This is a genomic window from Rhizobium sp. SG_E_25_P2, from assembly GCF_029892285.1.
In the GTDB taxonomy this organism is placed as follows: Bacteria; Pseudomonadota; Alphaproteobacteria; order Rhizobiales; family Rhizobiaceae; genus Rhizobium_E.
This window is the reverse complement of record NZ_JARXVM010000002.1, coordinates 158757-181409: the sequence shown is the minus strand read 5'-3', so window position 1 is coordinate 181409 and position 22653 is coordinate 158757. Positions and strand designations below refer to the sequence as shown.

18 protein-coding genes and 1 other RNA gene are annotated in these 22653 nt (G+C 61.3%); 11 read left to right on the top strand and 8 right to left on the bottom strand.

Annotated features, from left to right (window positions below):
- Positions 1-14: 14 nt before the first annotated feature.
- The 3 genes from M2360_RS04820 to M2360_RS04810 all read right to left on the bottom strand — a co-directional run bounded on the left by M2360_RS04820 (position 15) and on the right by M2360_RS04810 (position 4589).
- Entirely contained in the window at positions 15-1472 is a 1458-nt protein-coding gene (locus tag M2360_RS04820; RefSeq protein ID WP_280773252.1) for a UdgX family uracil-DNA binding protein, read from the bottom strand.
- A complete protein-coding gene (locus M2360_RS04815; RefSeq protein ID WP_280773251.1) occupies positions 1472-2707 on the bottom strand; it encodes a putative DNA modification/repair radical SAM protein in 1236 nt (411 codons plus the stop codon). Before M2360_RS04815 ends, M2360_RS04820 begins: the two co-directional genes overlap by 1 nt.
- Before the next feature lie 100 nt (positions 2708-2807).
- Entirely contained in the window at positions 2808-4589 is a 1782-nt protein-coding gene (locus M2360_RS04810; protein ID WP_280773250.1) for an IlvD/Edd family dehydratase, read from the bottom strand.
- Between the two features lie 138 nt (positions 4590-4727).
- Between M2360_RS04810 and ybgC the strand changes: the two genes are divergently transcribed.
- Complete coding sequence (gene ybgC, locus M2360_RS04805; RefSeq protein WP_280773249.1) at positions 4728-5168, top strand: tol-pal system-associated acyl-CoA thioesterase; 441 nt, start codon at positions 4728-4730, stop codon at positions 5166-5168.
- Between the two features lie 137 nt (positions 5169-5305).
- Complete coding sequence (locus M2360_RS04800) at positions 5306-5518, top strand: hypothetical protein (protein ID WP_280773248.1); 213 nt, start codon at positions 5306-5308, stop codon at positions 5516-5518.
- 14 nt (positions 5519-5532) lie between these two features.
- On the opposite strand, the gene ssrS is transcribed toward M2360_RS04800, so the two are convergent.
- The 3 genes from ssrS to M2360_RS04785 form a co-directional block, all read right to left on the bottom strand.
- Positions 5533-5689, bottom strand: a non-coding RNA gene (gene ssrS, locus M2360_RS04795) — 6S RNA.
- 52 nt (positions 5690-5741) lie between these two features.
- Complete coding sequence (locus tag M2360_RS04790) at positions 5742-6113, bottom strand: cell division protein ZapA (protein WP_280773247.1); 372 nt, start codon at positions 6111-6113, stop codon at positions 5742-5744.
- Between the two features lie 23 nt (positions 6114-6136).
- Complete coding sequence (locus tag M2360_RS04785; RefSeq protein WP_280773246.1) at positions 6137-6421, bottom strand: DUF4164 domain-containing protein; 285 nt, start codon at positions 6419-6421, stop codon at positions 6137-6139.
- Between the two features lie 321 nt (positions 6422-6742).
- Between M2360_RS04785 and tkt the strand changes: the two genes are divergently transcribed.
- The 5 genes from tkt (at position 6743) to M2360_RS04760 (ending at position 14222) form a co-directional block, all read left to right on the top strand.
- Positions 6743-8719, top strand: a complete 1977-nt coding sequence (gene tkt, locus M2360_RS04780; RefSeq protein ID WP_280773245.1) for a transketolase — start codon at positions 6743-6745, stop codon at positions 8717-8719.
- A 78-nt stretch (positions 8720-8797) separates the two neighbouring features.
- On the top strand, positions 8798-9808 hold the full coding sequence (gene gap / locus M2360_RS04775; protein ID WP_280773244.1) for a type I glyceraldehyde-3-phosphate dehydrogenase: 1011 nt from the start codon (positions 8798-8800) through the stop codon (positions 9806-9808).
- Between the two features lie 318 nt (positions 9809-10126).
- A complete protein-coding gene (locus tag M2360_RS04770) occupies positions 10127-11932 on the top strand; it encodes a potassium/proton antiporter (RefSeq protein ID WP_280773243.1) in 1806 nt (601 codons plus the stop codon).
- A gap of 69 nt (positions 11933-12001) precedes the next feature.
- Positions 12002-13198 carry a phosphoglycerate kinase gene (locus M2360_RS04765; protein WP_280773242.1) on the top strand — a complete coding sequence of 399 codons (1197 nt, stop codon included), beginning with the start codon at positions 12002-12004 and terminating at the stop codon, positions 13196-13198.
- Between the two features lie 76 nt (positions 13199-13274).
- Positions 13275-14222, top strand: a complete 948-nt coding sequence (locus tag M2360_RS04760; RefSeq protein WP_280773241.1) for a zinc-dependent alcohol dehydrogenase family protein — start codon at positions 13275-13277, stop codon at positions 14220-14222.
- Positions 14223-14343: 121 nt separating this feature from the next.
- Here M2360_RS04760 and M2360_RS04755 read toward each other — a convergent pair whose 3' ends face one another.
- Together M2360_RS04755 and M2360_RS04750 are read right to left on the bottom strand one after the other, a co-directional pair.
- Entirely contained in the window at positions 14344-15102 is a 759-nt protein-coding gene (locus M2360_RS04755) for an alpha/beta hydrolase (protein ID WP_280773240.1), read from the bottom strand.
- A gap of 65 nt (positions 15103-15167) precedes the next feature.
- Positions 15168-15605: an Lrp/AsnC family transcriptional regulator gene (locus M2360_RS04750; protein WP_280773239.1), complete on the bottom strand. Its 438-nt coding sequence runs from the start codon at positions 15603-15605 to the stop codon at positions 15168-15170.
- Positions 15606-15726: 121 nt separating this feature from the next.
- On the opposite strand from M2360_RS04750, the gene rocF reads away from it, so the two are divergent.
- From rocF to M2360_RS04730, 4 genes are all read left to right on the top strand, one after another.
- Entirely contained in the window at positions 15727-16647 is a 921-nt protein-coding gene (gene rocF / locus M2360_RS04745) for an arginase (RefSeq protein WP_280773238.1), read from the top strand.
- Positions 16647-17693, top strand: coding sequence for an ornithine cyclodeaminase (locus M2360_RS04740; RefSeq protein WP_280773237.1), 1047 nt, complete (start codon positions 16647-16649; stop codon positions 17691-17693). The genes rocF and M2360_RS04740 overlap by 1 nt, the downstream gene beginning before the upstream one ends.
- Positions 17694-18010: 317 nt before the next feature.
- On the top strand, positions 18011-19204 hold the full coding sequence (locus M2360_RS04735; protein WP_280773236.1) for an efflux RND transporter periplasmic adaptor subunit: 1194 nt from the start codon (positions 18011-18013) through the stop codon (positions 19202-19204).
- A 15-nt stretch (positions 19205-19219) separates the two neighbouring features.
- On the top strand, positions 19220-22552 hold the full coding sequence (locus tag M2360_RS04730; protein WP_280773235.1) for an efflux RND transporter permease subunit: 3333 nt from the start codon (positions 19220-19222) through the stop codon (positions 22550-22552).
- Positions 22553-22653: the final 101 nt, after the last annotated feature.

Genomic DNA, 22653 nt, shown 5'->3' with positions numbered 1-22653 from the left:
CTGCGTCGTGGCCTTCAGGGGCCAAGATCGGAAAAAACGCTGGCCAGTCGTGTCATATCCGCAATGAAGGCGTCGCGCGCTTCGGCCACGGCGTCAGGCGACCCAGCCCTGAGCACGGCCGAGGGATGAATGGTGATGAACACGGGCGTCTCGTCTTCAAGGCGCTCTACACGTCCGCGTCTTTTGATGATATCCTCGCCATCCCCGGTGACGGCGTAGGCGGCTGTGGCGCCGAGAGCCACGATCATCTTCGGCCGGGTGAACTGACGTTCCAGATCCAGCCACCAGCGGCAGGCGCTCACCTCGCCTTTATCAGGCCGTTTATGGATGCGACGCTTGCCGCGCGGCTCGAATTTGAAATGCTTGACCGCATTGGTGACATAGGCCTGGGCACGGTCGATGCCTGCTTCCGCAAGAGCAGCGTCGAACAGTTTGCCGGCGGGTCCGACAAAAGGCCGTCCGGCGAGATCTTCCTGATCGCCCGGCTGTTCGCCGACGAACATCAGGGGATTGCGCGGATTGCCTTCGCCGAACACGGTCTGCGTGGCGTTGCAATAGAGGTCGCAGCGGGTGCAATGCCGCGCTTGTGTCCGCGCTTCGTCCAGGCTTTCGGGAGTTTTGTCCGTCTTCGGCGTGTCGGCCTGTCCCACCCGGTTCAGAATGCGCTCCGCACGCGGCGACGGAAGCGTCGGCATGGCCGTGCGCATCGCCTGCACCTGTTGTTCGGCGCCAGCGATGAGCTCGGGTATCAGCCGGGCCTCGGGAAGATTTTTCCAGTATTTGACCGGCATTTCGCTTTTCATCGCCTTCACTTTCAACCGGGCGGGATTGAAGATGTTGCGATAATAGGTCAGCCAGAGTTCGTCGGCCGCATCGTCGGGAATGTCGGGTTGGCCCTCGCAAGGGGAGATCGACAGCGCGCCGTCGATAAACAGCGCTGCCGCGCCGGGCGTCACGATCATCCAGTCCATATCGGCGAAACGGCGGGCGAAGAAGGGCGCCGTGCGCTCGAGGATAAAATGGTCTGGTTCGAACCAGGCGGCGAAACGCCGTCTGATCCCCTCCCCTCCAACTTCGCGGAAACGGACGAAAGCCTTCATCTTGTGACTGTCGCGCCGGACGGATTTCTCCATCGCCATGAGGGCCGCAACATCACGGTCGGACTGGTCCTGCAGGATCATGCGATCGGCCTGCAGCCGAAATAGCAAGCGATAAGGCAGGCTGAAACGCTCCGGGCCGGAATGACACAGCGCGGCCTCGGCAAGCGGCAGGAAAGCGGCGGGAATACGCGGAGCCTCTATGGGCTTGCAGGTCGCCTGAATGTCCATGTCGAATCCGCCGAAGAGATCGCCGCCCTCGCCGTCCAGCCGCCAGGACACCGCTTCGGGCGGAACGCCCCTCTGAAGCAGCGATCGCGCCTCCGCACGCCAGGTCTCGACGAAGCCCAGTTTCGGAAGGATCACAGCAACCATCAGAACAGCGACAACTGCTGCGGCGCAGGCTGGAACTTCGCCTTCAGCCCTTCGGAATCGGTCAACCCGGACGGATTCCAGTCCAGACAGGCGATGAAAGGCCGCGCCTTGCTCATCACAGCGCCGAGCCGCACGAGATCGTCATATCGCAGCGACTTGATGCGCCGCGAGGTCAGGATGCGGCCAACGGATTTGGAGCCAAAGCCCGGCACGCGCAAAAGCGTTTCCTTCGCCGCCGTGTTGACGTCAACGGGAAAGGCGCCGCGATTGGCGAGCGCCCAGGCGAGCTTGGGATCGAGGTCGAGATCCAGCATGCCGCCCGGCTGCGCCGACATGATTTCGCGGGCGGAAAAGCCATAGAACCGCGTCAACCAGTCGGCCTGATAGAGACGGTGTTCGCGGATGAGCGGCGGCTTGATCAGCGGCAGCGCCGAGGACGAATCCGGAATGGGGCTGAAGGCGGAATAATAGACCCGGCGCAGCTGATAGCCGGAATAGAGGCTCTCGCTGCGGACGAGAATATCCTCGTCGGTGCTGGCGTCGGCGCCGATGATCATCTGCGTGCTCTGGCCGGCCGGCGTGAAACGCTTTTTCTTCTTCGTGATCGGGCTTGGTTCGGAATGCTCGTCGATCTTGAGGCGGAGATCGGCCATGGACTTGCGGATCGACACCGGGCTCTTCTGCGGCGCGTAGCGCGTGACCGACTGATCCTGCGGCAATTCGATGTTGATCGACAGGCGGTCGGCATAGAGCCCCGCTTCCTCCACCAGCGCCGGCGCGGCGTCCGGAATGGTCTTGAGGTGGATATAGCCCCTGAAACTGTGCGTCTGGCGCAGATCGCGCGCGATGCGCACCATATCCGTCATGGTGTCGTCGGGCGATTTGATGATACCGGAGGAGAGGAACAGACCCTCGATATAATTGCGGCGATAGAACTCGATCGTCAGCCAGACGACCTCGTCCGGCGTGAAACGCGCCCGCTGCACATTCGACGACGCCCTGTTGATGCAATAGGCGCAGTCATAAATGCAGAAATTGGTCATCAGGATCTTGAGCAGCGAGATGCAGCGTCCATCCGGCGCGTAAGCATGACAGATGCCCATGCTTTCCGTAGAGCCGAGCCCCTTGCCGTCAGCCGAATTGCGCTTGGTCGTTCCGGAGGAGGCGCAGGAGGCGTCGTATTTCGCGGCATCCGAAAGGATCGCGAGCTTGTCCCGAATCTTGAGTTGAACCATGCGTTCACTTTATGTTCTGAAAACTCAAAGTGCAAGCGATGACAAACGCCTGCGTTATTTCTACGCAGGCGTTCGAAAGCCGGATCGGCCACCGAATGGATCAGTGATTGTGCCGGGGCGGCGTCCTGGCGATCTGGCGGAAGTCCGCTGCGCCCTCAATCACTGCGCCATCGGACAGTTGCGTGACCGTCTGGCGGTAGAGCCGCTGCCAGGGCGTCGCGTCGGCTGGCACGGCGGGGATGCCGTCCTGCTTGCGCCTGGCAATCTCGGCCTCATCCACCCGCATGTCGCAGCGACCCTCATTGAAATCGATGCGGATCACATCGCCGCTGCGCACCCAGGCCAGCCCGCCGCCGGCGGCGCTTTCGGGCGAGGCGTTGAGGATCGAGGGACTGTCGGCGGTGCCGGACTGGCGGCCGTCGCCGATGGTCGGCAGGCTCTTGATGCCGCGCTTGAGGATGTGGTCCGGCGGCTGCATATTGACCACCTCCGCCGATCCCGGCCAGCCCAGCGGCCCCGCGCCGCGAATGACGAGGATCGTACGATCATCGATATCCAGCGCCGGGTCGTTTATGCGCGCGTGGTAGTCTTCCGATCCGTCGAACACCACAGCCTTGCCTTCGAACACGCCTTCGCGGCCCGGCTCGGAGAGATAGCGGCTGCGGAAATCCTCGGAGACCACGCTCATTTTCATGATGGCGAAATCGAAGAGATTGCCCTTCAGCACCAGAAAGCCAGCGCGGTCTATCAGAGGCTCGGCATAGGGACGAATGACCTCCCGGTCCACCGCTTCGCGGCCCTCCAGATTGTCCGCCATGGTCTTGCCGGTGATCGTGCGACAGTCGCCCGAGAGCTTTCCGGCCTGCATCAACTCCCACATGATTGCGGGCGTGCCGCCGGCGCGATGGTAACGCTCGCCGAGATAGGCGCCGGCCGGCTGGACATTGGCGAGCAGCGGAATGTCGAAGCCGTGCACCTGCCAATCATCGGGATAGAGCTCGACGCCGGCATGCTTGGCCATGGCCGCGAGATGCGGCTGGGCGTTGGTGGAGCCGCCGATGGCGGAATTGACCTTGATGGCGTTGAGGAAGGCGTCGCGCGTCAGGATGTCGGACGGTTTCAAGTCCTCCCAGACGATTTCGACGGCCCGGCGGCCGGTGCGATAGGCCATCTGGCCGCGCTCGCGATAGGCGGCGGGGATCGCGCCGCAGCCGGTCAGCGACAGGCCGAGCGCCTCGGCAAGCGCGTTCATGGTCGAGGCCGTCCCCATCGTGTTGCAATGGCCGATCGAAGGGGCGGAATCGAGCGCGGCCTGCAAGAACTCCTCACGATCGATTTCGCCGGCGCCGAATTTGCGCCGCATGCGCCAGATGACCGTGCCGGAACCTGCGAGTTCCCCTTCATGCCAGCCGTCCAGCATCGGCCCGCCCGAGAGAACAATCGCGGGAATGTCGACGGTGGAGGCGGCCATGATCGCCGACGGCGTCGTCTTGTCGCAGCCCGTCGTCAGCACGACGCCATCGAGCGGATAGCCGTAAAGCACTTCCACGAGACCGAGATAAGCGAGATTGCGGTCGAGCGCGGCCGTGGGGCGCTTGCAGTTTTCAAAGATCGGATGAGTGGGAAATTCGATCGGGATGCCGCCGGCGTCGCGAATGCCGTCGCGAACGCGTTTGGCGAGATCGAGATGATGCCGGTTGCACGGCGTGAGATCGCTGCCCGATTGCGCAATGCCGATGATGGGTTTGCCGGACCGAAGCTCTTCGGGCGTGACGCCGTAATTCATGAAACGCTCGAGATAGAGCGCGGTCATATCGATATGGTCGGGATTGTCGAACCAGTCCTGCGACCTCAGACGACGCTTCTCGTGGTGACCGGACATGGCGCTCCTCCTTCATGCTGGCGCAGCTAGCTCTATCGTCGGCGCCGGGGCCAAACAAGGGCGAAGACGCCGCGTTCCCGTCTTGGACTCTCGACAGAGGCCGTGTAGAGGGCGGTGGATAGCACGAAGGATGGCCAAATGACCCAGCAGATGATCCCGCTCGGCGGTGAACTGGCCAAGGATGGCCACCGCCTCACCCAGCGCGTCTATTACGAAGATACGGATTTTTCGGGCGTGGTCTATCACGCCCGCTACCTGCATTTTCTGGAGCGCGGACGCACCGATTTTCTGCGTTGCCTCGGCGTCGAGCAATCGGAAATGACGGTTGAGGGTGAGAAAGCCGCTTTCGTGGTCCGGCGCATGGAAATCGATTTCCTCACCTCAGCGCGCATGGACGATATTCTGACGATCCTGACCCGAACTGATACAGTGACCGGCGCGCGCATGACTTTGCGCCAAACGATCTTCATCGATCAGAAGCGCCTGATGGAGGCGACGGTGACCATCGCGCTGATCAACACGGCAGGTCGCCCCCGGCGCTTACCCACGGATTTGCAAAAGAAAATGCTCGATATCTGAGACTTGTTCATACTTTTTTGCTGCGCTGCGTCAAAAAGGATTAAGAAACCCCAGAAGAAACCTGTTTCCTTGGGAACAGACCTATGCTTAAAAGCATCCTAATCAACTGCATGATCAGTTGAGGGGAGGCTCCTGCAATGCAATACTTCGTCATGACGGCGATGACTATTCTTGCTTTTCTTGTCGCGGCCACCGCGACAGGCAGCCATTCAAGCATATCACCAGGCGACGGCGTCGCAATCAAATCGGAAGCAGTCTCGGCAAGCGACAAAAAATGCGCGATCCGTCGCGACTGGGCGACCGATTTCCATGGCAATCCCTATCTGAGGAAATCCCGCATCTGCGGGTGAGGATCTGGGGAAGAGTACGATCCACGGCAACCGGTGGAAGTTCGATCCTGGGCGCCTACAAAAGTAGGTGGGCGCCATGTGCTCCAGCCCACAGGCCAAAACAGGGACAGCTCCCATAAGATCGAGTATGGCCCCAAGGAAAATTTTTCCTGCCGAGAGGCGCAGACCGCAGACGTAATATAGTGATTTTCTGAGCAAACAAAAGGGACCGCGTCAAAAAACCTTAGGCAGGCTCGCGCGGCCCTTCCAGCTTGGCTGAAATCTCTTTCACCTGTTGGGCGATCTCGCTGATCATGCCGGCAACCGCCGCGTCATTGCGTTCAGCAGAGGCGTTGGCGCCGTCACGGCTCTTGCGCAACGCGTCGAGTTCGTCCTGAAGCTCGACACGGGCGCGGTTAGCTTCGAACAGTTCATCCATGATCATGATGCCCGCCATCACCGTCAGCCGGAGATCACCGATTTCGCCGAATTGCCGTTTGAGATGGATGACATAGTGATCGAAATTTTGAGCGAGGCCCGTCAGATGCGCTTCCTGCCCTTCCTCGCAAGCCATGCGATAGGACTTGCCGTCGATCGTTACTGTGACTTGAGCCATGCCTACGCACCCATACCGGTCTGTCAGCGGTCGAGAACCGCCCTGATTGTTTCCATGGCTGTCACGAGACGTCTCGAGACTTCGCGATTGACCTCCTCAAGGCGATTGGCGCGGAACTGGGCGTGATCGAGTTCCTGCGCCAGACGCGATCGGTCGGCATGCGTGCGCCTGACTTCCGCCTCGAGTTCGGCGGAGTCTCGTTCGCGATCGAACCGGCGGTCAATCGCGCGGTCGAGGTCTCCGAGCGCGCGGCGCAACTCCTCGAAAGCCGACATGACTGCTGGCCCTGCTTGCATCGTCCCTGTCATCCAAAAAGCTGCGAATCGCGCTAGCGACGCTCACCGTGCGAGAGGCCCAATAGTAAGGGAAGGCTGCTTGATCCGTCAATCGATCAAAATGTCGGTAAATCAGGCTATTCTGTGGAAGAGTTGCAGTGCCGCTTGCTATAGCGCCCAAGACGGGTCTGCCAAACGAATCCCGCCTACGCACAAATATTGGCCGCAAGCCTCGCGCATATGCGCGTATTTTCAGCGTCTTTGTTGACTCAGTCTGCCCAACTGCTATGTGTCCCCTGCTTTGACGGCAGTCGACAAGGCTGCCTCCTTCCATTTTCCGGAGCCGTCGACGACATGATCTCACGCGAAACACACGACCGGATGGCGAATGCGATCCGTTTCCTCTCCATGGACGCCGTGGAAAAGGCCAATTCGGGTCATCCTGGCCTGCCGATGGGCGCTGCCGATGTGGCGACCGTGCTGTTCACCCGCTATCTGAAATTCGACCCGAAGGCTCCGAACTGGCCGGATCGCGACCGCTTCGTGCTGTCGGCCGGTCACGGCTCCATGCTGCTCTATTCGCTCCTCTACCTCACGGGTTACGAGGACATGACCATCGACGACATCAAGTCGTTCCGCCAGTTGCACGCCAAGACCGCCGGTCATCCGGAATATGGCCATGCCTCAGGCATCGAGACCACCACCGGCCCGCTCGGCCAGGGCATCGCCACAGCTGTCGGCATGGCGATTGCCGAAAAGAAGCTTGAGCAGGAATTCGGCGCAGACCTGCAGAACCACTTCACCTATGTGCTCGCCGGCGACGGCTGCCTGATGGAGGGCATCAGCCAGGAAGCGATTTCGCTGGCCGGCCATCTCAAGCTCAACAAGCTGATTGTCTTCTGGGACGACAACAACATCACCATCGACGGCGCGGTCTCCATGGCCGACTCCACCGACCAGCATGCGCGCTTCCGCGCGTCGGGCTGGAACACGATCGCCGTTGACGGCCATGAGCCGGAAGAAATCGCCGCCGCGATCGAAGCCGCCCAGAAGTCCGACAAGCCGACCATGATCGCCTGCAAGACGGTGATCGGTTTTGGCGCCCCCAATAAGGCCGGCACCCACAAGGTCCATGGCTCGCCGCTCGGCGCCGACGAAATCGCCGCCGCCCGCAAGGCGCTCAACTGGGAATCGGAAGCCTTCGTGGTGCCCGCCGATGTGCTGACCGCCTGGCGCGAATCCGGCGTCCGCTCCGCCGACGCGCACAAGGCATGGGCGGGTCGTCTGCAGGCATCCGACAAGAAGGCCGAGTTCAACCGCCGCTTCGCCGGCGAATTGCCGGCTGGCTTGGACGCCGCGATCGCCGCCTACAAGCAGAAGCTCGCCGACGGCAAGCCGACGCTCGCCACCCGCAAGGCCTCTGAAGATGCGCTGGAAGTGCTCAACGGCGTCATCGCCGAAACGATCGGCGGCTCGGCCGACCTGACCGGCTCCAACAACACCAAGACCAGCCAGACCGCCTCGATCACGCCGACCGATTTCTCGGGCCGTTACCTGCATTACGGCATTCGCGAACACGGCATGGCCGCGGCCATGAACGGCATTGCGCTGCATGGCGGCCTGATCCCCTATTCCGGCGGCTTCCTGATCTTCTCGGACTATTGCCGTCCGTCGATCCGCCTGGCCGCGCTGATGGGCATCCGCGTCATCCATGTGCTGACGCATGACTCCATCGGTCTCGGCGAAGACGGCCCGACCCACCAGCCGGTGGAACAGATGGCCGCGCTGCGCGCCATCCCGAACCTCGCAATGTTCCGCCCCGCCGATCCGACCGAAACGGTCGAGTGCTGGCAGGCGGCGATCGAAGCCAAGGATCATCCGTCGGGTATCGCGCTCACGCGCCAGAACCTGATGCCGCTGCGCACGACCTATTCGGCGGAAAATCTGTCGGCCAAGGGCGCTTATGTGCTGCGTGACGCTGAAAACGCCAGCGCCACGTTGTTCGCTTCCGGTTCGGAAGTCGAGATCGCCGTAAAGGCGCAGGAACAGCTGGCCGCCAAGGGCATTGCCGCCCGCGTCGTCTCGGTGCCGTGCTTCGAACTCTTCGAAGCCCAGTCGGACGAATACAAGGCCTCCGTGCTCGGCTCCGCCAAGGTCAAGGTCGGCATCGAAGCCGCCATCCGCCAGGGCTGGGATCGCTTCATCGGTTCCGACGGCGTGTTCATCGGCATGAAGGGCTTCGGCGCATCGGGCCCCTACAAGGAGCTTTACAGCTATTTCGGCATCACGCCGGAAGCCGTGGTCGACGCGGTCAGCGCAAAGCTTGCATGATCTAGACAGACCGGCCCCAGCGCCGGTCTTGTTTCTTCAAAAACTTCTTCTGAGACTTCCAAGCGGAGATATAAAGCAATGGCTATCAAGGTAGGTATCAACGGGTTTGGCCGCATCGGCCGCAACATCCTTCGCGCCATCATCGAGTCGGGCCGGACCGACATCGAAGTCGTGGCCATCAACGATCTCGGCCCGGTCGAGACCAATGCGCATCTCCTGCGTTACGATTCGATCCATGGCCGCTTCCCGGCCGAGGTGAAGGTCGACGGCGATTCGATCATCATCAATGGCGGCAAGCCGATCAAGGTCACCGCGATCAAGGATCCGGCCACCCTGCCGCACAAGGAACTGGGCGTCGACATCGCGTTCGAATGCACCGGCATCTTCACGAGCCGCGACAAGGCCGCAGCCCATCTGACGGCCGGCGCCAAGCGCGTCATCGTGTCTGCACCGGCTGACGGCGCTGACCTGACCGTCGTCTTCGGCGTCAACCATGACCAGCTCACCAAGGATCACCTGGTGATCTCCAACGCCTCCTGCACCACCAACTGCCTGGTGCCGGTCGTCAAGGTGCTCAACGATCTCGTCGGCGTCGATCATGGCTTCATGACCACGATCCACTCCTACACCAACGATCAGCCGTCGCTCGACCAGATGCACAAGGATCTGTACCGCGCCCGCGCAGCTGCCCTCTCGATGATCCCGACCTCGACCGGCGCCGCCAAGGCTGTCGGCCTCGTCCTGCCGGAACTCAAGGGCAAGCTCGACGGCTCGTCAATCCGCGTGCCGACCCCGAACGTCTCGGTCGTCGACCTGAAATTCGTCGCCAAGCGCAACACCACCGTTCAGGAAATCAACGACGCCATCAAGGCCGCCGCTGATGGCTCGCTCAAGGGCGTGCTCGGCTACACCGAAGAGCCGCTGGTGTCGCGCGACTTCAATCATGATTCGCATTCCTCGATCTTCGCGATCGACCAGACCAAGGTCATGGAAGGCAATTTCGTGCGCATCCTGACCTGGTACGACAATGAATGGGGCTTCTCCAACCGTATGTGCGACACGGCGGTAGCCTTCGCCAAGCTCATCTGATCCCGATTATTCGGATCCGAGCAATGACATCAGCCCGCGGCCCAGGCCGCGGGCATTTTGTTTTCGGGATATCCTTGGCGATGGGCGTTCCTCCTGGAAGATCGTCTTGATCGCGATCATTTTTGCAGCGCAAAATTTTCCTCTTTGCGTGTGACATCAGCCTCATTGTCGTCCAATATGCATTTGATGATTTGCCGTCGGCGTTGATCGCCGTTCGTGTCACCGCCCGGATTTTCGGCTGCGGCTCAATGGTTTCGACAAGAACATGGTGACGAGCGCGCCCCGCTCGAACGGGCGCAATGTGTGGAGAAGACGGGTTTGGAAGGGTTTTACCTGGTCGTTCTGGTCGGCGCGTCGCTGGTGCTTATCGCCGCCATGTCTTCCTTGATCGCCTTCCGTTTCGGCGCGCCCCTTTTGTTGCTCTTCCTGGGGATCGGCCTTCTGACGGGCGTGGATGGACTCGGGATCAACTTTTCCAACAATCAGGCCGCCTATTGGCTCGGCTCGCTGGCGCTCGCGGTCATCCTGTTCGATTCCGGTTTCGGCACGCCCGGCCGCGCCTTCCGCATCGCCGCCCTGCCGGCAATGTCGCTTGCGACCTTGGGCGTATTGATCACTGCGGGGCTGTTCGCGCTTGGCGCCATGGCCCTTCTGGGCTTCTCGTTCCTTGAAGGACTGTTGCTTGGCTCGATCGTGGCGTCGACGGACGCGGCGGCGGTGTTCTTCCTGCTCCGGATCGGCGGCGTCAACATTCGCGACCAGATCACCTCGACGCTGGAAGTGGAGTCAGGCACCAACGACCCCATGGCGATTTTCCTGACGGTGACGCTGGTCGAACTCGTGGCGTCTGGGCACGGCGTTTCCGAACTCGACTGGCGCGTTCTGGTGAGCTTCTTCGAGGAAATGAGCATCGGCGTGATCTGCGGGCTGGCGGGCGGCTGGATCATCGTCACCGTCGCCAATCGTTTCGTGCAGGACAAGGGCCTCGCGCCGATCCTGGTGCTGGCGCTGTCGCTGCTGGTGTTTTCCTTCACCGGCGTGGTCGGCGGCAGCGGCTTCCTGGCCGTCTATGTGGCGGGCCTGTTCGCCGGCAATCGCGACATGCAGGCCAAACTCGCCATCAAGCGTTTCCAGGAGGGCATGACCTGGCTCGCCCAGATCATCATGTTCGTGATGCTCGGGCTTCTGGCGACCCCGTCGGAGTTCCACATCATCGCGATTCCGGCGGTGCTGCTCGGTCTGTTCCTGATCCTGTTCGCCCGGCCGATCGCCGTCTGGCTCTGCATGCTGCCCTTCGATTTCCAGCAGAAGGAAATCACCTTCGTGGCCTGGGTGGGCCTGCGCGGCGCCGTGTCCATCCTCCTGTCGATCCTGCCGATCATCAATGGCCTGGAAAACGGCCAGGCCTTCTTCAACATAACCTTCATCATCGTGCTGGTGTCGCTGATCGTGCAAGGCTGGACAATCAAGCCGATCGCCAAGCGGCTGGGACTGCTGATTCCCAAGCAGGTCGGCTCGGTCGACAAGCTCGAACTCGACCTGCCTCGCGCGGTCAATCACGAACTCGTCTCCTATCGCGTCATCCCCGGCAGTCCGGTGGCCACCGGCGCGCGCCTGCCGCGTTGGGCGATGCCATCGCTGATCATCCGCGACAGCAGGTCGATGCGCTATCAATATGCGGGTCGGCTGAAAGAGAACGACATTGTCTACCTCTTCGTCACACCCGCCTTCATTCCTCTGCTCGACAAACTCTTTGCCGACAAGGCAGAACTGGACCCGGAGGACGAACAGTTTTTCGGCACCTTCTCCATCTCGCCCGGCCGCCCCGCCCGCGAACTCGACGCCGCCTATGGTCCCGGTCTTCTGACCGAAATCGAAAAATCGATGACCGTGGGCGAATTGATGATGGCGCGGCTCGGCGGACGCGCCGAATATGCCGATCGCGTCCGGTTTGGCTCGATCATCCTGATTGTGCGCGATATCGACGAGCACAATCATATTTCCTCCATCGGAATTTCGATGGAAGCGGTTGAGCCTGGCGGCAAGCTTCCGATTTTCCTCAATTTTCGCGATCTGTGGTCGCGTATCAAGGCGCGGTCGAACGAAATCAGGGCCGGTCAATGAGCGCTTGAATCCAGCGCTCGGCGGTGTATGGTCCCCACCGGAAACCCCACCCAAGCGAATGGAAACAACATGGCGTCCTTCAAGACCCTCGACGATCTCACCGACATTTCCGGCAAGCGCGTTCTGGTCCGCGTTGATCTCAACGTGCCCTGCAAGGACGGCAAAGTCACCGATGCGACCCGCATCGAACGCGTCGCCCCGACGATCCTCGAACTCTCGGACAAGGGCGCGAAGGTGATCCTGCTCGCCCATTTCGGCCGTCCCAAGAGCGGTCCGGAAGCGGAATTCTCGCTTGCCGTCATCCAGTCCGCCGTCGAAGCCGTGCTTGACCGCCGCGTGCATTTCGCCAGCGACTGCATTGGTGAGGCCGCGAATTCGGCCGTCGCCGCGCTCGAAGACGGCGGCATCCTTCTGCTCGAAAACACCCGCTTCCACAAAGGCGAAGAAAAGAACGACCCCGATTTCGTCACGGCACTGGCCGCCAATGGCGACATTTTCGTCAATGACGCTTTCTCGGCCGCCCATCGGGCGCATGCGTCAACCGAAGGCCTTGCCCATCACCTGCCGGCCTATGCCGGTCGCACCATGCAGGCGGAACTGGAAGCGCTGGAAGCCGGCCTCGGCAACCCGAAGCGTCCAGTCGTGGCGATCGTCGGCGGCGCCAAAGTCTCCACCAAGATCGATCTCCTCAAGAATCTCGTGCACAAGGTCGACGCGCTGGTGATCGGCGGCGGCATGGCCAACACTTTCCTCGCCGCACAGGGAATCGACGTCGGCAAATCGCTGTGCGAGCATGATCTCGCCGACACGGCCAAGGCTATTCTCGCCGAAGCCGCCTCGACAGGCTGCGCCATCGTGCTGCCGTCAGACGTGGTCGTGGCGCGCGAATTCAAGGCGCATGCCGCCAATGAAACCGTCAATGTCTCGGCAATCCCCTCCGACGCCATGGCGCTCGACGTCGGTCCCGCCTCGATCAAGGCCGTGAACGACTGGATCGCCAAGGCCGAAACGCTGGTGTGGAACGGCCCGCTCGGCGCTTTTGAAATCGCGCCTTTCGACACCGCCACTGTCTCGGTCGCCAAATTCGCTGCCGAAGAGACCAAGGCCGGCAAGCTCGTCTCCGTCGCCGGCGGCGGCGACACCGTCTCGGCGCTCAACCATGCCGGTGTCTCCGACGACTTCACCTATATCTCCACCGCCGGCGGCGCCTTCCTGGAATGGATGGAAGGCAAGCCGCTGCCGGGTGTGGATGTGCTGAAGTCCTGAACACCGCACATGATCGGAGCCGGCGCCTAGCGCCGGCTTTTCTATTCCAAGGTCCGTCTCGATCAAAGAGTGTAAGGTGTCGATCAACACGGCGCTCGCCTATCGCAGTTTTGGCCCGCCGGACGTCGTTTTGCATCTGCAGGATGAAGATCTTTCCCCATTGCCGCGCCATCTGGCGCGTGTGCGGATGTTGTTCGCCCCTATCAATCCGTCAGACCTCATTCCGATAACCGGAGCCTATAGGCACCGGACGCGCTTGCCCTGCACAGCAGGCTATGAAGGGGTTGGCGTCGTCACCGCCGCGCCGGTCTCAGCGAAACATCTTCTCGGTCGACGCGTCCTGCCATTGCGCGGATGTGGAACGTGGCAACGATATCTCGATTGCGACCCGGACCTGCTGATCCCGGTCCCGGATGACGTCCCCGACGACATTGCCGCTCGCGCCTATATAAATCCCATGGCGGCGCAGATATTGCTCAAGACTTGGCCGGTGCGGGGCAAGACAGTTTTGTTGACCGGCGCTGGATCAGTCTGCGCGAATCTTCTGGCTGACTGGTCCTTTCGAGAAGGCGCCGATAGCGTTTCGGGCGTCTACAGAAATCCGGTTCATATCGACCGTCTGAACACTCTCGGCGTTCAACCACTGTCGGAGGATGCGCTCGACGGCATCAAGTCGACAGCCGGGCGCGCCGATATTGTCTTCGATGCGCTGGGCGGTCCGATCGCCTCGCTCATTCTGGCGTCGCTTAGGCCCGGCGTCCCTTTTGTCGGTTATGGTCTGCTGTCGGGAATGCCGGTCACTCCTGTCGGCGAAGGCGGACGGCTGGAGCGCTTTCACCTCCGCGACACTCTGGTCGGGCTATCCCCCTTGGAGTGGAGGCAGCGCTTCGACGAACTTTGGCCCAAACTCGATGAACGGATCATGGGCCCTTCTCGACGCTTCGACCTGCTTGATTGGCGGGACGCGCTCGCATTCGTCAGAGAATCTGGCCGCAGGCAGAAGCCCGTTCTGGTTTTCAGCTGAATTTGGCGGAAGCATGTCTGATGGGAGGGAATTTTTCGCCAGTTACTTCAGAGAAAGTTGGTGATTGCGATTTTGCAGCCAACCTGGTTTGGACTTTGGCGACAATCCTCTGCCGGATCGGTCATTCTCCAGCAGCGAAGTTGACAACTTCCGCAACCAGTTCTGCATCTCGCCCACCAAAACCATGATAACCCAAGGACGCACATCCTCCTGTTCCTTCGGCTCCTCCGTCGATCCAAAAGACTTTCCGCACACCGTCCCCAGCCCAAGCGTGAAATGGAGCCACGCCCGCAGGATTTGTAACGCGGCATGCGTCTTTCCGGTGATGAATCACCAATGTTGGGGGCAAGCGCCCAGGATCTTGAAGAATATCTGCAACTCCGACCAACGGCCCTGATTGCGCGTTTAATTCGCCTGAGGCCAGAACGACCCGATCAGGTTTTGCACCCTGAACAAGAGCTTTTGCCGTCCGTCGCGTAGCGTTGCTGATAGCAACAATGGTGACCGGACGCTTGAGACGCTTCATATATTCAACGGCTTCGCGGAGATTGGTTTCCTTGTCGACGAGCAACGTGTTGAAGCCACTCTTTGCAAATCTGTCTCGGTTTCTCACAAACGCACTCAGTGTTTGATCGGTAAAAGATCCATCCGCGCGAACATTCAGACGCTCGCTGCCGCCGGCTAAAAGAAGTAGACTTCCTTTCGGGTTTTCCACCTCCGCTAGAATGTTGGCGGCCCCGTCAATATAGACCGTCTTCCCTTTTGAAACTGGGTGTCGCTCTTCGTCCTCGGCATGCGATCGATCTGCTGCGAGGCAGCACAGACTGATGACGAGCGCCAGGGAGAAAACATCACCTAAACGTCTGGCGAACCACATCATCCACCGTCTCGAACTTACCAACATAGATCCACCTGACGTGAAGAAACACATAAAGCCCTGCCGCCTCAAAGCCGCGCGCGGGTGCTGCGCGGCGTGGTGAGATAGAGCGTCGTCTCGCTGCTCGCCACCCCCGGCACGAGACGGATGCGTTTGAGCAATTCGTCAAAGCCAGGCAGGTCGGCGGCGCCCAGTTCCGCCACCAGATCCCACTGGCCATGGGTGGTGTGAACGGCGGAAATTTCCGAAAAACCGTTGAGCGCCTTGAGCACGCGCTCTGTCTTGTGGCCCTCGACCTCGATCATCATGATGCCGCGCACCGGCAGCGCGCTGGTGTCCGAGCGCAGGATCACCGTATAGCCAACGATCTCGCCAATCGCTTCCAGTCGCTCCATGCGGCTTCGCACAGTGGCCCGCGCCGCGCCCAGTTCTATGGCGAGGTCGGAAATGCTGCGCCGCGCATTGTGCCGAAGAAGCGTGATGAGTTTCTGGTCTAGCTCGTCCATGGCGGAACCTGTCGGTTTGAATTTCCAATTTGATAAGCCATAGCAGCTCTTTTGCCAATTCTCTCTGTTCACTTCGCCAGATGACGATGGTCAAATCATGGAGAATGAAGAGGGGTTAGCGATGCTGGTGAAACTCGTTGGCGCGCCTGTGCAGGATGGCGCTGGACGCAAAGGATGCGACATGGGCCCGGCGGCCTATCGGGCGGCAGGTCTGGCCGAAAGCCTGACCGAACTCGGCCATCAGGTTGTTGACACGGGCGACGTGAAGCCCATGGCGCCGCGCCAGCACAGCCACACCAACAAAGCAATCAAGAAGCTCGACCAGACCATCGCCTGGATCGAGGCGCTGGACGCCGCCGCTTTCGAGGCGAGCGAAGACGGGTTCCCCGTTTTCATGGGCGGCGACCATAGCCTGTCGGCAGGCACTGTGACCGGCATGGCCCGACGAGCGCAAATCTTGGGCCGGCCGCTCTTCGTGCTCTGGCTCGACGCGCATACCGATTTCCATACGCTGGAGACAACGGAAAGCGGCAATCTGCACGGCACGCCGGTGGCCTATTTTACCGGCCAAGCTGGCTTTGCCGGCAGCTTCCCCGAAGTCGTCGCCCCTGTCGACCCGAACCATGTGTCGATGATCGGCATTCGCAGCGTCGATCCCGAAGAACGCCGGTTGATCACCGCCGCCGGCGTCGACATCGTTGACATGCGCATGATCGACGAGGAAGGCATCGCCGCGCCGCTGAAGCGCTTCCTGAAAAAGGTGAAGGACGCAGACGGCATGCTGCATGTCAGTCTCGACGTCGATTTTCTCGATCCGTCGATCGCGCCCGCCGTCGGCACCACCGTTCCCGGCGGCGCAACCTTCCGCGAGGCGCATCTGGTGATGGAGCTACTGCATGACAGCGGTCTCGTCAGCAGCCTCGATCTGGTCGAACTCAACCCTTTTCTCGATGAACGGGGTCGCACCGCGATCCTGATGGCCGATCTCGCCGCAAGCCTTCTCGGCAAGCAGGTGATGGACAGACCCACAAGGAGCTTTTGATGAACGCGATGCCCAAACTGAATGTCGTGCCTTTCGTCAGCGTCGACAGCATGATGAAGCTGGTGATGAAGATCGGCGTCGAACGTTTCATCACCGAGCTTGTCGCCTATCTCGAGGAGGACTTCAGCCGCTGGGAAGTGTTTGACAAAACCCCGCGCGTGGGTTCGCACTGTGCTGACGGCGTCATCGAGTTGATGCCGACCAGCGACGGCGCGCTTTACGGCTTCAAATATGTCAACGGCCACCCCTCCAACACCCGCAGCGGCCGCCAGACCGTGACCGCCTTCGGCGTGCTGTCGGATCTGTCCAACGGCTATCCGCTGATGATCACCGAAATGACCATCCTGACCGCGCTGCGCACGGCGGCGACCTCGGCCATGGCGGCGAAATATCTCGCCCCCAAGGGTGCAAAGACCATGGCGATCATCGGCAATGGCGCGCAATCGGAATTCCAGGCCCTGGCCTTCAAGGCCGTGCTCGGCATCGACAAGCTTCGGCTTTACGACATCGACCCCGCCGCCACGCGCAAATGCGCCGCCAATCTCGCCGGTCGCGGCTTTGCCATCGTGCAGGCCAAGACGGCGGAAGAAGCGGTGGCCGGCGCCGACATCATCACCACCGTCACCGCCGACAAGAAGAGCGCGACGGTGCTGCATGACAACATGGTCGGCGAAGGCGTCCACATCAACGCGGTGGGCGGCGATTGCCCGGGCAAGACCGAACTCGCCCGCGACATCGTCATGCGGGCCGACATCTTTGTGGAATATCCGCCCCAGACCTGGATCGAAGGCGAGATCCAGCAGCTCGACCGCGATCATCCAATCACCGAGATCTGGCGGGTCATTTCGGGCCAGACCGAGGGACGCAAGAGCGACCGCCAGATCACGCTGTTCGATAGCGTCGGCTTCGCCATCGAGGATTTCTCGGCTCTGCGCTATGTGCGCGACCAACTGGCCGCCAATGGCGTCTACGAGGAACTAGACCTGCTCGCCGATCCGGACGAACCGCGTGATCTCTACGGCATGTTGCTCCGTTCGGTCGCCTGACGAGAGCCGCCGCATCTCGCAATTCACAGCTGAACGTGACATAATGGCGACATCGGCGGCCATTCTTTGTAAGTGGATCAATTTTTTGCCGTCCATGCCATCGTCGCGTCTCTTGTGCGGGAACAAATCCGTGGGCAAATAGGCGTCGAAGGAATGCGACCGCGAGGAGGATGCGCGGCGCGGAGGATCATGACACGCCCATGATATTCAAGGCGTCGGGGATGATTCAATCCCGGTTCATCCAGGATGCGTATTGAATGCGGTAAAGCCTCTTGAAGTTGGGGCTCGCGGCGACAACCGGCCAGGAAAGTTCAGCAATGCCTAGAAACATCTTATTCGCCGCCTTGATCGCGTCGTCGGCGCTTGTGCAGAGCGGTTTTGCCTGGGGGGCGGAAACGCCAGCCGCAGTCGCGGCGCCGGCGTCGCAAAATCTGCCCGCCATTCGCGTCACCGACGTCGCGTTGCGCGAGTTGACCGATCGGGTGATCGCCTCGGGCACGATCCAGCCGGTGGAAACCGTCTATGTCCAACCACAGATCGAAGGCGTGCGCATAGAGGAATTGAAGGCGGATGTCGGCGACCGCGTGAACGCGGGACAGGTGCTCGCCACGCTCAGCCGTGACGCTCTGAAGCTGCAGAAGCAGCAATATCTCGCGACGATCGCCAAGACGCAAGCCGTCGGCTTCCAGTCGGAAGCCCAACTCGCCGAAGCCAAAGCAAACGAAGCTGAGGCGGTCCGCCAGGCCGAGCGGGCGGAAACGCTGATCAAAACGAAAGCGGTTTCCCAAACGCAACTGGAACAGCTCCGGTCGGAGGCCGATGCGGCCCGCGCCCGAACCCGCGCCGCCGAGCAGACAATCGCCGCCAACAAGGCTGATCTGGATGTCGCCAGAAGCCAGCTTGCCGACAACGACTTGTCCCTCTCCCGCACCGAGGTGAAGGCGCCGGTGGCCGGGCTGGTCACCGAGCGCAACGCCAAGGTCGGCGCGATCGCCAGCGCCTCGGGCAATCCGCTTTTCACTCTGATCCGTGACGGCGCCATCGAGCTTCAAGCCGATGTCGCGGAAGGAGACTTGCTGAAGCTGAAACCGGGGCAGACCGCCATTCTGGCGATCGCTGGCACGTCGACGCAGGTCGAAGGCGTGGTGCGCGTCATCGACCCGGTCGTCGATCAGACGAGCCGTCTCGGCAAGGTGAAGATTTCCATCGCCGATGCGTCCCTGGCGCGCGCGGGCATGTTCGCCTCTGCCGAGATCATCATTTCCCGCCGCAAGGTGCTGTCGCTGCCACTGACGGCCGTAACAGCGGAGAAAGACGGCGATTACGTCCGCAAGGTCGTGAACGGAGAGGTCGACATGACCAAAGTCGTCATCGGCGTCGCCGATGGGGATTTTGTCGAGATCGCGTCGGGCCTGAAGGACAAGGATGTGGTGGTCGAGAAAGCAGGCGTCTTCGTCCGCGACGGCGACCATATCGCCCCTGTTCGCGCCCAGCAAACCGCTTCCAACTGACGAGGACCATGGGACATGAACTTTTCCGCCTGGTCCATCCGCAATCCGATTGCGCCGATCCTCGCCTTCTTCCTGCTGATGTTTCTTGGGGTGAAGGCGTTCTACGATCTGCCGATCACGCGCTTTCCGAATATCGACGTCCCCGTCATCTCGGTCAGCGTCACCCAATCCGGCGCTTCGCCTTCCGAACTCGAGACGCAGGTCACGCGTGAAATCGAAGATGCCGTCGCCGGCATAACCGGCGTCGACTACATGCAATCCACCGTCAATGACGGCGTGTCCACCACCAGCGTGGTGTTCAAGCTGGAAGTGCCGACCGACAAGGCGCTGCAGGATGTCAAGGACGCGGTCGATCGCATCCAGGCGGATCTGCCGGCGACCGCCGACACGCCCGAAGTGACCAAGATCGACGTCGAAGGCTCGGCGATCCAGACCTTCGCCGTCTCCTCGCCGGATATGACGCTCGAGGAACTGTCCTGGTTCGTCGAAGACACGATCAAGCGCGCGCTGCAGGGCAAGCCGGGCGTCGGCCGTATCGACCGCTATGGCGGCGTTGACCGTGAGGTCCAGATCGATCTTGACCCGGACAAGTTGAACGCCTTTGGCGTAACCGCAGCGGATGTGAACGCGCAGTTGCGCAGCACCAACGCCGATCTCGGCTCGGGCCGCGGCCAGCTGGCGGGCGCGGAACAGGCGATCCGCACGCTGGGCGACCAGCGCAACGTCAAGCAACTCGCAGACACCACGATTTCCGTCGGCAATGGCCGCTTCGTGAAGCTTGCGGATCTCGGAACCATCCGCGACGCTTATGAGGAGCCTGACTCCTTTTCGCGCTTCAACGGCAGCCCGGTGGTGTCTTTCGCGGTATTCCGCTCCAAGGGCGCCAGCGAAGTGACGGTTGCGGAAACGGTGGCGCAGGAACTGAACGCCATTCGCAAGGCCGACCCGCAGGTGCGGATCGAGTTGGTGGATGACGCCGTCTATTTCACCTATGGCAATTACGAAGCCGCCATGCATACGCTGATCGAAGGCGCGATCCTGGCGATCATCGTGGTGTTCCTGTTCCTGAGGAACTGGCGCGCAACGCTGATTTCGGCGGTGGCCCTGCCTTTGTCGGCCATCCCGACCTTCTGGGTCATGGATATGCTGGGCTTCTCGCTCAATCTCGTCAGCTTCCTGGCGCTGACTCTGGCCACAGGCATTCTTGTCGACGACGCCATCGTCGAAATCGAGAATATTGCCCGCCATATCAAAATGGGCAAGACGCCATATCGGGCGGCCATCGAGGCCGCGGACGAAATCGGCCTGGCCGTCATCGCTACGACCTTCACCATCATCGCCGTCTTCGCGCCCGTCTCCTTCATGGGCGGTATCGCCGGACAGTATTTCATCCAGTTCGGCCTGACGGTGGCGATCTCGGTGTTTTTCTCGCTCGCAGTGGCGCGACTGATCACGCCGCTGATGGCGGCCTATCTGATGCGCGCCTCCGATGCCGACGTCGGTCACGAGCATGACGGCGACGGCTGGATCATGCGCGGCTACTCCGCCGTCGTCCGGGCGCTCACTCGCCGCTGGTATGGCCGCTACGGCACGTTCGTGGTGACGCTCGGCCTGTTGTTCGGCTCGGGTTTCCTTCTGATGCAGGTGCCGGGCAGCTTCATGCCGCCGGAAGATTCCGGCCGCGTGATCCTGTCGCTGGAACTGCCGCCGAGCGCCTCGCTCGAGGAAACCGACGCCACGACCTCCGAGATTTACAAGCGCATCAAGGACATGCCGACGATCGAGAATATCTTCGTGCTTGGCGGCTCGTCCCCCAAAGGCGACCTCGAACGGCGCCGCGCTGCGGTCTATGTCAATCTCAGGAAGATCGAACATTCGCTTCTGAAGAAACTGGTCAACGACGTCGCCGGGCGCCTGCCGCTCATCGGCCAATTCGTGCCGAAGATGGAGATCCAGGGCCGCACCATCCCGCAATGGGAGATTGAGGAGCAGATTTTCCAGAAGATCGCCGACATCCCCGACGCCCGGGTGCTCAAGCTGAACGACCGCGGCGAGCGCGACATCGCCTTCAACTTCACCTCGTCGAACGCCGACGACCTGGACAATGCGGTGGCCGTGCTCGAAGCCAAGCTGCGCCAGGAGCCAAAACTGCAGAATGTCGGCTCGGAAGGCGCTCTGCCGCGTTCGGAAATCCAGATCAAGCCGGATCCCGTGCGCATGGCGCGTCTGGGCATCACGACGGCAACCCTGTCGGAAACCGTGCGCGTGGCGACCATCGGCGATGTCGATACGGCGCTTTCGAAGGTTTACCTCGATGATCGCATGATCCCGATCCGCGTGCAGCTCGATCTCTCCGTCCGTCGCAACATGGCGGAACTGCGGGCGATCAGGGTTCCGACAGCATCCGGCGCCTCGGTGCCGCTGTCGTCTGTGGCCAACATCGCCTATTCCGAAGGACCGAGCGTCATCAAGCGCTATGACCGCAGTCGCGTGGTCACCGTCGGCGCCAGCCTGCCGAAAGGCGTGGCGCTGGATCCTGCAACGGACGCCTTCAAGAAAGCCGTCACAGACGCCAATCTGCCGCCCAGCGTCAAGATCGTCGAAAGCGGCGACGCCAAGGTGCAGAAGGAAATGGTGGCGAGCTTCGGCAACGCCATGCTGCTCGGCCTGCTGCTGATGTTCGCCGTGCTGGTGGTTCTGTTCCAGAACGTGCTGCAACCGATCACCATCATCTTCTCGCTGTTGCTCGCCACCGGCGGCGTGGCGGTGGCGCTGCTCGTCACCAACAACGCCTTGTCCATGCCGGTGCTGATCGGCATTCTCATGCTCATGGGCATCGTCGCGAAGAACGCCATTCTCCTGGTCGATTTCGCCATAGAGATGATCCATCAGGGCATGAAGCGTTCGGACGCCATGGTCGAGGCTGGCCGCAAGCGCGCCCGGCCGATCATCATGACCTCGATCGCCATGTCAGCGGGCATGTTGCCATCCGCGCTCGGCGTCGGCGAAGGCGGCGCGTTCCGCGCGCCGATGGCGATCGCGGTGATCGGCGGCATCATCGTCTCCACAGTGCTCTCCCTGGTGGTGGTGCCGAGCGTCTTTTTGATCATCGACGACGTCTCGCGCCTTCTCGGCTGGGTTTTCGGCCGGCTGGTGGGCAAGCGCGAGCCGGAACCAGAAGCTTTGGAGCCTGCCGAACTCACCCGCATCCTCACCGAGAACAGTCGGGCGCTGTCAGGTATCGAGGAACGTCTCAACATTCTCGATGCCGGAACGACGCGAACAACCGCCAAGAAAGCCTCGCCGCCGGCCAATGATATCGGCGACAGGCCGCTCGCGGCGGAATAACCCCCTCTAAAACCCGGCTTCGGCCGGGTTTTTGCTGTTCCGGCTCTGGCCCGTTGATCGAAATCAATTCCCAATCCGGCCATTTGGCTACACTTGATGAA